The organism is Mesorhizobium sp. ESP7-2, from assembly GCF_020164715.1.
Classification (GTDB): domain Bacteria; phylum Pseudomonadota; class Alphaproteobacteria; order Rhizobiales; family Rhizobiaceae; genus Mesorhizobium.
The window spans coordinates 93,506-105,056 of sequence record NZ_JAIUGQ010000022.1; the positions used below are offsets into that span (position 1 = coordinate 93,506).

12 protein-coding genes are annotated in these 11,551 nt (G+C 64.9%); 1 reads left to right on the forward strand and 11 read right to left on the reverse strand.

The window, feature by feature from the left end; translation table 11 throughout:
• Positions 1–21: 21 nt before the first annotated feature.
• From LB543_RS20705 to rsfS, 9 genes are all read right to left on the reverse strand, one after another.
• The gene (locus LB543_RS20705; protein ID WP_224591651.1) at positions 22–567 is read right to left on the reverse strand and encodes a nucleoside-diphosphate kinase; all 546 of its coding nucleotides are present in this window, start codon (positions 565–567) and stop codon (positions 22–24) included.
• A gap of 14 nt (positions 568–581) precedes the next feature.
• A complete protein-coding gene (gene rnk / locus LB543_RS20710; RefSeq protein WP_140754860.1) occupies positions 582–1,001 on the reverse strand; it encodes a nucleoside diphosphate kinase regulator in 420 nt (139 codons plus the stop codon).
• Between the two features lie 272 nt (positions 1,002–1,273).
• The gene (gene alr, locus LB543_RS20715; RefSeq protein ID WP_224615368.1) at positions 1,274–2,413 is read right to left on the reverse strand and encodes an alanine racemase; all 1,140 of its coding nucleotides are present in this window, start codon (positions 2,411–2,413) and stop codon (positions 1,274–1,276) included.
• 90 nt (positions 2,414–2,503) lie between these two features.
• Positions 2,504–3,019, reverse strand: a complete 516-nt coding sequence (locus tag LB543_RS20720; protein WP_140754864.1) for an RNA pyrophosphohydrolase — start codon at positions 3,017–3,019, stop codon at positions 2,504–2,506.
• 154 nt (positions 3,020–3,173) lie between these two features.
• A complete protein-coding gene (locus tag LB543_RS20725) occupies positions 3,174–4,355 on the reverse strand; it encodes a divergent polysaccharide deacetylase family protein (protein ID WP_140754866.1) in 1,182 nt (393 codons plus the stop codon).
• 186 nt (positions 4,356–4,541) lie between these two features.
• Positions 4,542–5,873 (reverse strand): S41 family peptidase, encoded by a 1,332-nt coding sequence (locus LB543_RS20730; RefSeq protein WP_167531416.1) that lies wholly within the window; start codon positions 5,871–5,873, stop codon positions 4,542–4,544.
• Position 5,874: 1 nt separating this feature from the next.
• Positions 5,875–7,224 (reverse strand): murein hydrolase activator EnvC family protein, encoded by a 1,350-nt coding sequence (locus LB543_RS20735; protein ID WP_140754868.1) that lies wholly within the window; start codon positions 7,222–7,224, stop codon positions 5,875–5,877.
• Positions 7,225–7,383: 159 nt separating this feature from the next.
• A complete protein-coding gene (gene rlmH, locus LB543_RS20740) occupies positions 7,384–7,866 on the reverse strand; it encodes a 23S rRNA (pseudouridine(1915)-N(3))-methyltransferase RlmH (protein ID WP_224615369.1) in 483 nt (160 codons plus the stop codon).
• Positions 7,867–7,949: 83 nt separating this feature from the next.
• Positions 7,950–8,327 carry a ribosome silencing factor gene (rsfS, locus tag LB543_RS20745; RefSeq protein WP_140754872.1) on the reverse strand — a complete coding sequence of 126 codons (378 nt, stop codon included), beginning with the start codon at positions 8,325–8,327 and terminating at the stop codon, positions 7,950–7,952.
• A 241-nt stretch (positions 8,328–8,568) separates the two neighbouring features.
• Between rsfS and LB543_RS20750 the strand changes: the two genes are divergently transcribed.
• Positions 8,569–9,414, forward strand: coding sequence for a mechanosensitive ion channel family protein (locus LB543_RS20750; protein WP_140810675.1), 846 nt, complete (start codon positions 8,569–8,571; stop codon positions 9,412–9,414).
• Here the strand turns inward: LB543_RS20750 and LB543_RS20755 are convergent, their stop codons facing one another.
• Both LB543_RS20755 and LB543_RS20760 read right to left on the reverse strand, forming a co-directional pair.
• Entirely contained in the window at positions 9,415–10,713 is a 1,299-nt protein-coding gene (locus LB543_RS20755; RefSeq protein WP_224615370.1) for an MFS transporter, read from the reverse strand.
• A gap of 97 nt (positions 10,714–10,810) precedes the next feature.
• Complete coding sequence (locus LB543_RS20760) at positions 10,811–11,398, reverse strand: nicotinate-nucleotide adenylyltransferase (protein WP_140810769.1); 588 nt, start codon at positions 11,396–11,398, stop codon at positions 10,811–10,813.
• Between the last annotated feature and the right edge of the window lie 153 nt (positions 11,399–11,551).

The window sequence follows — 11,551 nt, forward strand, 5'->3', positions numbered from 1 at the left end:
GCGACCATGCGCCGTGGCTTTTCACGCCGCCGACGGACCCGGATCGTCGTCTCTCCCTGTCTGCCGCATTCCTGCCGTCCCGCCAAGAGGCCGGATGGAGGTGTCGGCGCTGTAGACGAGGGTCAGGCCGTGCGGCCGCGGTCCGCCGGCGGCGGCTCTTTCCCGGGCTGCCCGCCGCGCGGCTTCCGGCTGATAGAGCACCGCCTTGATCCGGATCGATTCGCGCCTGCCGTCGGGATGCTCGAGCGAGGCCGTCTGGCCTTGCGCCATGCCAAGCATGCACAGCCCGCGTCTGGTTGCCAGCGACAGGCTGGAGCCGACCGGTCCGCGCACTTCGTTCTGCACCAGGGTGCGCGTCTCGGTCGCACCGGCATCGACGCAAAACACCACCCGGCTGTTCAGCGTCACGATATCGGGTTCGACCGACTCGATGGGCACGACGCGGGCATTGGAAAGCTTCTCTTCGATCATCCGGACCATCGGATCCGCGAAGGCCCGTCGGCGCTCGAGCATCACCTCCAGGACGGCGAAATCCTTCGTGGTCAGCTGGCAGCTCCCGCTTTTCATCACCGCCTCCACGATCAGTGCTCGCCGCCGCCGGCGGGCGTATCGACGGCCTCCACGGTCACCGACAGTTTGTGGCCGCCACGACCGCTCCAGCACACCACTTGCCCGATGCTGGCGCCGACAAGCGCCGTTCCCATCGGCGTCAGCACCGAGATCCGGTTTTCGGCAATGTCGGCGTCGCCCGGATAGACCAGCGTGATGCGCTTGATGTCACCGACTTCACCGCGAACCGTGACTGTCGAGCCCATTCGCACCACGCCGGCCGGAATTGCCGCCGCTTCGGTGACCACCGCCCGATCCAGTTCCGCCAGCAGCTCTTCGGCCGTCTCGGGCGCGCGGTCGAGCACGGTCCTGGCCAGGCCGGTCAACCTTTCATGCTCGGTGTCGCTGATCAGAACCTGGGCGGATGGACGCAGTCCCGTTGCATGTTGCATGGCAAACCTCATGGATCGGCGCATCGGACGGATGCGCGCTTGCCGCGCTGATGGCGGCCTGATGAAAGCCGGCAGCCGCGGGGAGCGGTGCGGCTTGATGGCGATGGGTGGATGTATGGATGCCCCGGTACGGACGAACGCCGGAAGGCGGCCGCGCCGGGGCTACGATCCCGCGATCGGGCAGACCCTGAACAAGGTTCTGATATAAGCGAGGTTGCTCATGCGCCGAACCTTGCCGACAGACGTCCGCTTGTCAAGCGCGGCCAAACCGCTCAACCACCGACATAGCGCCGGTGGAACCGCCTGCCGAGACTGGCCAGGATTTCGTAACCGATGGTGCCGGCATGGCCGGCGGCTTCGTCGACGCTTTGCGAAGGGCCGAGCAGTTCGACGAGATCCCCTTCGCGAAGCTTGCCGGACGGCAAGGCGGAAATGTCGAGAATGATCGAATCCATCGACACGCGTCCGAGGAAAGGCAGGCGCGCCCCCTCGAACCAGGCGGCCGACGCGGACCGGCGCAGCCAGCCATCCGCATAGCCGAACGAGATCGTCGCCAGACTGAGCGGCCCTTCCGCATGATAGGTATGGCCATAGCCGATGCCTGTGCCTTTTTCGGCGTTGCGCGTCTGCGCCACCTTGGCCTGCAGCCGCACCACCGGCAGCATCGGGTTGGGTTCGGCAGGCGTCGGATTGATGCCGTAGAGCGCGGCGCCGGGGCGGACGAGACCATGATGATAGGACGGCCCGAGAAAGATGCCGGAGGAATTGGCGAGCGAGGCGGGCGCCCCTGGCAGCATGGCGCGCAACCGTTCGAAGGCCAGCCGCTGCTGTTCATTGGCGGGATGGCGCGGCTCGTCGGCGCAGGCCAGGTGGCTCATCACATATCTGACGCCGACGCCGTCGAACGCGCTGCCATCCCGGGCCAGCGCCTCGACTTCGGCTGGTGCCATGCCAAGCCGCGACATGCCGCTGTCGACCTGGATGGCGGCCGGAAGTTTTCGGCCAGCGCGATGTGCCGCCGCACGCCAGGCCTTCAACTGCGCGCTACTGTTGACGACCGCGCAGAGATCGGACGCGACCGCTTCCGGCTCGGAGCCCGGCGGCAGTCCGTTCAGCACGTAGATTTCAGGTCCGGCCCCGATCGCCTTGCGGAGCGCGATGCCTTCGGCCAGCAGCGCGACGAAGAAGATGTCGCAGCCTTCTTCCGCCAGCGCCGATGCCACTTGGCTCGCGCCGAGACCGTAGCCGTCGGCCTTGACCACGCCGGCGCAGCGTGCACCGCCCAGCCTTGCCTTCAGCCGCCGATAGTTTTCGCGGATCGCACCGAGATCGATGGTGAGAATCGCCCCGGCCGCCGCCTCGCTTACGGCAGCGACATCATCGGGCAGCAATGTTGTGGGGGCGTCGTTCATGGCGACCCTCCTTGTAGCGGATTAGCATCAATAGAACCGACGCGCCGGCGCGGCAACCAAGGTCCTTCAAACCCAGTCGCACTCGTCCAGCTATGGCACCAAGTGCCGGAACGCCGCCACCACGTCTTCATAGACGCTGCGCTTGAACGGCACGATAAGGTCGGGAAGATCCTGCATCGACCGCCACGACCATTTGTCGAATTCGGCGGTGTGGCCGCCCGGCGGCGGATTGATTTGGATCTCGCTGGTATCGCCATGGAAGCGGAACGCGAACCATTTCTGCGTCTGACCGCGATACCTGCCCTTGAACGCAATGCCGACGAGATGATCCGGTAGGTCATAGTTGATCCAGTCCGGCGCCTCGGCCAGCAGCGAGACGCTGCGCATGCCGGTCTCCTCATAGAGCTCCCGCTCTGCCGCCTGCAGCGGCTCCTCGCCCGTGTCGATGCCGCCTTGCGGCATCTGCCAGAGCTGCGTCGTGCCGGCGAACTCGCTGTCGGGTTCGGCGATGCGATGCCCGACCCAGACCAGCCCCTCGCCATTGAGAATCATCAACCCGACACAGGGGCGATAGGGCAGCGTTTCGCGGTCGACTTTTTTTGCCATAAGTAAAGTTCCAGCCGTTTTGAGAATTCGCTCTGGTGAGGCAGGTGGCGAGTGACTTCGAGAACCGGAGCGGAGCGTACTTAAAGTGCGCGAGGACCGGAAGCGCAGAAAGCGCCGCCAGATGCCCGCCGGAGTAGAATTATCAAGACGGCTGTCAGCCTTTTTGCGGATCGACAGCCACCGCTGAAATCGGCACGATCTCGATGCCTCGTTTCTTGGCCTCGACCACCCATGACGACACCGTGTCGACCGTCAGGTCGAAAGCCGAGCCGATGCCGACGGCGGTACCCTTGGCACGCGCGGTCGCTTCGAGACTGTCGAGCTTCTTCAGGATGGCGCCGCGATCCTGCACCGCGTCGATCGCCATGTCGCCGGCGACGAAGGGCACGCCGTCCTTCAGCGCCATGTCTGGAGCCAGGCTGCGCGCCGACGAGCCGTCGTCGATATAGGCGAGGCCCCTTTTGCCGAGCTCGGCCATGAACGGCTGCATCGCCGCCGCGTCGGAGGAAAAACGCGCGCCCATATAGTTCATGACACCGGTATAGTTCGTCGTCCGCGACAGCGCCCAGTGCAGATTCCTGAGATTCTCGTCGGGGGTCGCCGCCACCGTCAGCGTGTTGCGGCCGGGGTTGACGTTGGGGTAGTCGAACGGTTCGAGCGGCACCTGCATGACGATCTCGTGGCCGCTCTGCCTCGCGGCCTGCATCCAGCGACCGATACTGTTGCCCTGCGGCGCGAAGGCCAGCGTCACTTCCGCCGGCAGCTTGGCAATCGCCGCCTGGGTACCGGTCTGTGAAACAGCGAGCCCGCCGATGACGATCGCCACACGTGCGCCACGCGCGCCGGACCATGGCCGCGCATAGACGTCGAACGGCCGCCGACCATCGGCGGAACGCATCGGCAAGGGCCCGGTTTCACTGGTTTCGATCAGCGCCCTATCGGGAATATGCGCGATCTTGAGGTTCTGGCCGACGGTCGACGGATCGCGAATGACGATTGCCGCCTTGGGCGGGCCATCGCCTTCTTCCGTCTGTACATGGATGATCTGCGGACCGCCCGTCTTCGCCGGCGTATCCACCTTTGGCGTCGCTGCCGGGGCCAACCCGGGAGGCGACGCGGCGGGCTCGGCAGCCGCTGTCACTTTCGGCATCGAAACGGCGACTTCCTGCGGTTTTCGAAACGGCTTTTCCCTGAGCGCGATCGCGGCCGAGACGCCGACCACGGCCAGCACCACCGCGCTTGCCGCGATCATGCCTACGCTGATCTTGCCGGCGGCACGCGGCGCCCGGACAGTCTGTCCAAGCGGGCGTTCGATGTCCTTGCCGATATCAGCCAAGCCCTGTCCCCGGTGCACGGTCCGAAGGCGACCTCCTTCGGCAACACATGCACGAATTCATCAATCCTGGCGCCCTTTGGCGCCGTATCTGGAGGTCCGGTCCTGCCCCCGAATCAAACTGCCGGAACCTTTCGGCCCCGGCAGCATCGCATTGCTTCGTTCAACCGGCCAGACCGGTTGCCGGCCTTACTGGTTGAGCACGGCCTTTTCCGGATTGGGCGGGAAGGCCGGATCGGTCTTCTGGCCGCGCAGCAGCTGCTCGGCGTAGATGAGCTGCAGGTCGTCCTTCGGATCCGGCGGCACATAGGCTGCAGAGCCGGAGCCGGTCTTGCTCTCGTCGGCGCCCTTGATATGGCCCTTGAGGTCGGACTCGCCGCGCGTCAAATCCCTGCCCTGCAGTTCCGGCGGCAACGGCTGGTCGACCTTGATGTCGGGCGTGATGCCCTTGCCCTGGATCGACTTGCCCGACGGCGTGTAGTAGAGCGCCGTCGTCAGCCTGAGCGCGCCATTCTCGCCGAGCGGAATGATGGTCTGCACCGAGCCCTTGCCGAAGGACTGCGTGCCGACCACCGTGACGCGGCGCAGATCCTGCAGCGCACCGGCGACGATTTCCGACGCACTGGCCGAGCCGCCATTGACAAGCACGATCATCGGCTTGCCGTTGATGTCGTCGGTCTGCTTGGGCTTGGCGTCGAAGCGGGTGACGTCCTTCGGATCGCGGCCGCGTGTCGAGACGATCTCGCCGCGCTTGAGGAAGGCGTCCGAGACGCTCACCGCCTGGTCGAGCAGGCCGCCCGGGTTGAGGCGCAGATCGAGCACATAGCCCTTGAGCTTGTCGTCCGGCACCTGCTTCTTGATGGTGTCGATGGCGTTCTCGAGGTCGTCATAGGTCTTTTCGGTGAAGGAGGTGATCTTCATGTAGCCGATGTCGTTCTCGACCCGGAACTTGACCGCCTTGACCTTGATGATGTCGCGCACGACGGTCAGCTCGATCGGCTTGTCGGCGCCCTGGCGCAGGATGGTCAGCTTGATCGGCGTATTGACCAGGCCGCGCATCTTGTCGACCGCGTCGTTGAGCGTCAGGCCGCGAACCTCCTCGCCGTCGATCTTGGCGATATAGTCGCCAGCCAGCACGCCCGCCTTGGCGGCCGGCGTGTCGTCGATCGGCGTGATCACCTTGACCAGGTCGTTCTCCATGGTGACCTCGATACCGAGGCCGCCGAACTCGCCCTTGGTCTGCACGCGCATGTCCTGCGCCTGTTCGGCGTTCATGTACGAGGAATGCGGGTCGAGCGAGGAAAGCATGCCGTTGATGGCGTTCTCGACCAGCGACTTGTCGTCGGGCGGGGTCACATACTGTGCCCGCACCCGCTCGAAGATGTCACCGAAGATCGCCAGTTGCTTGTAGGTCTCCGACCCTGCAGCGTTCGCCGCCGAGCCGGGTGCGCCATAGACAAGGCTCATGGCGGACGCGCCCATCAGCGCACCGGCAAACAGAAGCGACAGTTTCCGCATCATTTCACGTCCTTCCAGAAAAACGGTCCGCCCACCATGGGGCCGGATCGACGGGTTTTCCATCCTTGCGGAACTCGACATAGAGTTCCGGCGTGGCATTTCCATTCTTCGAAACCGAGGTGCTTGCCACCCGGGCTTCTCCCATCGCGCCGACCGGCTCTCCTGCGAGCACTGACTGGCCAGTCGCGACGCTGATTCTGCTCATCCCAGCCAGGACGACATGATAACCGTCGCCGGCATTGAGGATCAAGAGTTGACCATACGAGCGAAACGGCCCCGCATAAAGCACATTCCCATCCGCCGGCGCGGTAACGATGGCTCCCGATTGTGTCGCAACCATGTCCCCAAGCATCAAGGCGCCGTTACCGTCGTCGGCGCCGAACCGGCGTTTGATGCGGCCGGTGACCGGCAAGGCGATCTGTCCCTGCAGTGCCGAGAAAGGCGCCGCCGCGGTCAACCTGTTGCCTTCGGGAACCGGCAGCGATGCCGTCTGGTCGCCACCGGGCTCGGTGCCGCCGGCCTGGCCCGCGGCGGCTGCCTTCGCGGCATCGGCGGCCTTGCGGTTCTTGTCCGCCTGCGCTTCGAGCGAGGCGATCAGATCCTTCAGGCTGCTGGCCCTGGCCGCCAACTGCTCGGAACGCTGCTGTTCGGCCGCCATCTGTGCCTTCGTGTCGGCCTCGAGCTTCTGCTTGGCCTCCAGCAGCATGCCGAGCCGCTTCTTCTCCGCCGCCTGGTCGCCGACCGCAGCCGTCAGCCGCGCCCGTTCGGCCTCGATCGAGGCCGTCACCCGGGTCTGCTCCTTGAGGTCGGCCAGCAGGCTGTCGGTCTGCTGACGCAGTTCCGGCACCACGGCGCCGAGCAGGATGGCGCTGCGCACCGACGAGAGCGCGTCCTCCGGCTTGACCAGGATCGCCGGCGGCGGATTGAGCCCCATGCGCTGCAGGGCGCCCAGCACTTCTGCCAACACGTCGCGCCGCGCCGCCAGTGAGGCGCGGATCTTCTGTTGCTGGCCCTTCAGCCCTTCCAGCTTGGCGCCGATGTCCTCGATGTCCTGGCCAAGCTTCTGTTCGGTCATCGCCGACTGGATGAGTGCCGCGGTGATCGAGGCGTGGTCCTTCTTGACCGCGGCGATATCGGCGGCGAGCTTTGCCAGCCGTTCCGACGACAGCGTTATTTCCTTGGAAACCTGCTCGTATTCGGCGCGGCTCTGGTCCGGATCGGGGGCCATGTCGAGATTGTTTTCGGCCCGCACCGCATGGAGCGACAGAAGCACCGCCGCCGCCGCGATACCGCAGCGCGCGCGCCAGGAGCCCCCGGTCGATGAGCCCGTCGTCGATTTCCAGCCTTCAGCCATTCGCGATCGATTCTATCCGCGGCTTCGTTAACGAATCATCAACCATGTTGGCGCCCGCCACCCCAAACGGTTCGCAATAACGCCCTGCGAACGAAAAGCAGCCTCCCACGGTGAATTTTACGCGGCATTGGGGCTAAATTCGGTGCGACCCGGCGGCTTTCAGGATCTGTGATAGGGATGGCCCGACAGGATCGTCGCCACCCTGTAGAGTTGTTCGCCCAGCATCACGCGCACCAGCTGATGCGGCCAGGTGAGCGCCCCGAACGACATCACCAGCTCGGCCTGGTCACGCAGTGGCGGATCGTGGCCGTCGGCGCCACCAATGGCCAGCACCAGCGCCTTGCGTCCGCCATCGCGCAACTGTCCGATTCGGTCGGCGAAATCCTGCGAGGACAGGCTCTTGCCTCTTTCATCGAGCAGGATCAATGCCGTGCCTGGCTGCAGCTGCGCCTGCAGGCGCGAACCTTCGTCGCGCTGGCGCTCGCTGGCGCTCTGCGCGCGGCCCTCGGCGATCTCGATGATGCCGGCGAATTCGAGCCCCACGGCGGGTCCGCTCTTGGCGAAGCGCTCGAAATAGCGGTCGGCCAACTCCCGCTCGGGGCCGGCTTTCATTCGGCCCACGGCATGAACTGAAATCTTCATCCTCGCCTCTATGAGCCGCTAATGCATGTCACCCAAGGGGAAACCGATTTTGGGACAACGACATGCATCGAAACAAAATCGGCTCAGTGGAGGGTCTCTTCCTCGAGATCCGGCGCCTGCCACATCTTTTCGAGATTGTAGAATTCGCGGACTTCGGGGCGGAAGACATGGACGATGATATCGCCAGAATCGATCAGGACCCAGTCGGCGCCGGAGAGCCCCTCGACGCGCGCGGAGCCGAGGCCGGCATCCTTGAGCGCCTTGAGGAGATGATCGGCGACAGCCGCGACATGACGGTGCGATCGACCCGACGCGACGACCATGTAGTCGCCGAGGCTCGATTTCCCCTGAATGTCGATTGAGACAATATTCTCGGCCTTGGAGTCTTCCAGACTGGCAAGGACTGTCTTGATGGCACGGGACACGGCGTCGTCTACGCTGATCCTGGCCGGCGAAGGCATGATATCGGCCTTCTTCCGCAGTGCTGTTCTCAGTGTATTTCCTTTCGCAGCAAGAACAACCAAATCACCCCTGAAAGCAGGTGACACCCCTTAGATAGGCAGAGTTCCGTTGCAGTTTCAAGACGGAGCCCCAACTCATGCGAACTCGCCGACCGGCATATTGTTCCGCGCGAGACGCAAAACATCGGAACCCAGGCGTTCCGCAGCGGTTATCGGCTGACCGACCAACCGGAATCACGTCATGCCGATCGACCCGCAAAACACCCTTCTCACCGTCCAGGCCGGCCTTGCGCAGATGAGTACGCTGATCGTCTCCTATTCCTTCTCCGCCATCGGCGCCGTCATCCTCCTGGTGGTCGGCTACATCGTTGCCAACCTTGCCGAGCGCTCGATCTCGGCTGGCCTCGGCCATATCCACGGATTCGACGCGACCCTGCGGCATTTCTTTTCCAAGATCGTCCGCTACGCCATCCTGATCCTCGTCGTCATCATGGTGCTCGGCCAGTTCGGCGTGCAGACCGCATCGATCATCGCTGCGATCGGCGCCATCGGCCTGGCCATCGGCCTCGCTTTGCAAGGCACGCTGCAGAACATCGCGGCCGGCATCATGCTGCTCGCGCTGCGGCCGTTCCGCATCGGCGAATCCGTCGAGGTCGGCGCCATTGCCGGTTCGGTCGAGGAAATCGGCCTCTTCGCCACCAAGCTCAGGACCGCCGACGGCGTCTACATACTGGCGCCCAATTCGACGCTGTGGAACCAGCCGGTACGCAATTTCACCCGCAACGGCGTGCGCCGCACCGACATCACGCTCGGCATCGGCTCCTGGAACGACATAGACGGCGCGCAGAAGACATTGCTTGCCATTGCCGGCGCCGAGAAGCGCATCCGCCGCGAACCGGGACCGATCGCCTTCGTGGCCGGGCTCGGCGATACGACCGTTTCGCTCACCTTGCGCTACTGGACCGCGGCTGCGGACTATTTCGCCACCCAGATCGACATGACGAAACGCGCCAAGCAGGCCTTCGACAGCGAGCGCATTTCCATCCCACTGCCACCTCCGGAAGCGCCCGAAGCCCACAAGCAGTAATCAGTCGCTCCTGTGGCGGCCCTCTTCGTCCGGCGCGAAGGCGAGTTCCACCGGCAACGGTGCTTGCGCCGACATCGGCGCGAAACTGCCGGTGGCGGCCGCCGGAACGGGCCGCGCCGCGATCACCCGCCACAATACGAACAGGCAGAATGCCGAGGCGATGACGATGCCGACATAGATAAAGGTTGCCGTGCCGAAGACGGCGGAAAGTACGGTGACGATGCCTGGCACGATGAAGCCGGCGAGCGACCAGGCAAACAGCATCGAACTCGACAGGGCAAGCAGTTCATCCTTCCTGGCGCGGTCGGCGGCATGCGCGCTGGAGAGCGCGTAGATCGATTCCGCCGCCCCGTCCCAGATCAGGTAGATCACCACCAGGGCCATCAGCGCACCGCCGTCGAAGGCGACGGCCAGCACGCTGGCGACGACCGCGAGCGCCGCGGCGCCGGCAAGCACGTAGCGCCGGTCGGTGCGGTCGGAAAGCCAGCCGAGCGGTATCTGCAGGATCAGCGTGCCGACCGGCATTGCCGACAACAGCAGCGCGACATCGGCCTGGCTGTAGCCCTTTGCTGTGGCGTGGATGGGCGCGAAGCCGGAAATGATCATCGACAGGCCGCCGACCGCCAGCATACCGGCGACGCCGACCGGCGAAATCCGCCACGCCTGGCGCAACGCCACCGAAGCCGCCCGCGGCGCCGGCGGCTGGGCAAGGCGCGTCATGCCGACAGGCAGGATCGACAGAGCGGTAAAGGCAATGCCGATCAGCGACGCGGCGGCCGTGTGGATGTCGATGACGGCAAGCGTCGCATAGCCGACGCCAAGGCCGGCAATGTAGGCGACGTAGAACACGGCCATCACCCGGCCGCGTATGGCGTTCGGCAGCGCGTCGTTGAGCCAGCTCTGCGCGACGATGAACAGGCCGCATATGGCAAAGCCGTAAAGCGCGCGTGCGACGATCCACAGCAGCGGGTGCGGCCCGGCGCCGATGGCCGCATTGGACAGCGCGATCAGCGCCGACAGCACCATGAAGGCACGTGCGTGACCGACCCTGCGCACCAGCGGCCCGGTCAATATGCAGCCGGCAAGGCCGCCGGCCGACAGGCCGGTGACGATCAGCCCTGCCCAGGTCGGATCGAAACCCTCGGCGCCGAGCCGAACGGGGATATAGGCGAACATCAACCCGTTGCCGATCGCAATCAGCGCCATCGACACGATGACGCTGGCAATCGCGATCAGCGGCGTGGGTGCACTGCCTTGTTGCGGATCGACTGCGGATTGGGTCTTGGTTTGAATTGCCATGGCCGGCCAGCATCGCTGATTGGCTGGGAAACCACCGCTGTAAAAACGACATGCCGGGCGTCCGAAAAACGCTGGCTCTTCCCGCTCCGGGGAGGCCTTATCCCCTCGCCAGCTTGCGGATCGCGGTCGACGACAGCGAGGAACGCGGACCGTGAATGAAAGTCCAGGCCGGCGCCTTCATCCGCGCAAGCCTTGGCGCATCTCCTTCGTCGATGCGGGCGTAATCGAAGGTCTTGGCGACAACCGACGATAGGAACGACAGCGTGGCGCCCGGGCGGTCGATGACCGCGATCGGAAAGGTGAGCACAATCTCGCGCCAGCGCTGCCAGTGATGGAAATCGCGCAAGCTATCCGCACCCATGATCCAGACGAAGTCGACGCCGGGATTGCGCGCCTTGACCAGAGCCAGCGTGTCGGCGGTGTAGCGCACATTGTGTGCCGCCTCGAAGGCGGTGACCTTGATCTTCGGGTTCTTGGCGATCCGCTCCGACAGCTGCAGCCGTTCGACCAGCGGCGCCAATTCCCTGGCGCTCTTCAACGGATTGCCTGGGGTTGCCATCCACCACAGCTGGTCGAGCGCCAGGCGCCGCAAAGCGATTTCGGCAACCAATGCGTGGCCGGCATGCGGCGGGTTGAACGAACCCCCGAATAGGCCGACGGCGAGGCCTTTTTCGGCGTGAGGCATCTTGAGGTAGCTGGCGGGGGCCGTGGGCTGAGGGGACGAAAGCATGGTGCTAGGCGCCCCCCTCTGTCCTGCCGGACATCTCCCCCTCAAGGGGGGAGATCGACTGCCATTACCGGTTTCGTCAATCGCCGGCGTTGTAGAATTAGCGCTGCC

Coding starts and splice junctions, on each gene's coding strand:
- alr (WP_224615368.1), bottom strand. CDS start 2,413: ATGAACGACGCCCCCACAACATTGCTGCCCGATGATGTCGCTGCCGTA.
- LB543_RS20735 (WP_140754868.1), bottom strand. CDS start 7,224: ATGGCTGAAGGCTGGAAATCGACGACGGGCTCATCGACCGGGGGCTCC.
- rlmH (WP_224615369.1), bottom strand. CDS start 7,866: ATGAAGATTTCAGTTCATGCCGTGGGCCGAATGAAAGCCGGCCCCGAG.
- LB543_RS20760 (WP_140810769.1), bottom strand. CDS start 11,398: ATGCCTCACGCCGAAAAAGGCCTCGCCGTCGGCCTATTCGGGGGTTCG.
- LB543_RS20730 (WP_167531416.1), bottom strand. CDS start 5,873: ATGATGCGGAAACTGTCGCTTCTGTTTGCCGGTGCGCTGATGGGCGCG.
- LB543_RS20720 (WP_140754864.1), bottom strand. CDS start 3,019: ATGGCAAAAAAAGTCGACCGCGAAACGCTGCCCTATCGCCCCTGTGTC.
- rnk (WP_140754860.1), bottom strand. CDS start 1,001: ATGCAACATGCAACGGGACTGCGTCCATCCGCCCAGGTTCTGATCAGC.
- LB543_RS20755 (WP_224615370.1), bottom strand. CDS start 10,713: ATGGCAATTCAAACCAAGACCCAATCCGCAGTCGATCCGCAACAAGGC.
- rsfS (WP_140754872.1), bottom strand. CDS start 8,327: ATGCCTTCGCCGGCCAGGATCAGCGTAGACGACGCCGTGTCCCGTGCC.
- LB543_RS20705 (WP_224591651.1), bottom strand. CDS start 567: ATGAAAAGCGGGAGCTGCCAGCTGACCACGAAGGATTTCGCCGTCCTG.
- LB543_RS20750 (WP_140810675.1), top strand. CDS start 8,569: ATGCCGATCGACCCGCAAAACACCCTTCTCACCGTCCAGGCCGGCCTT.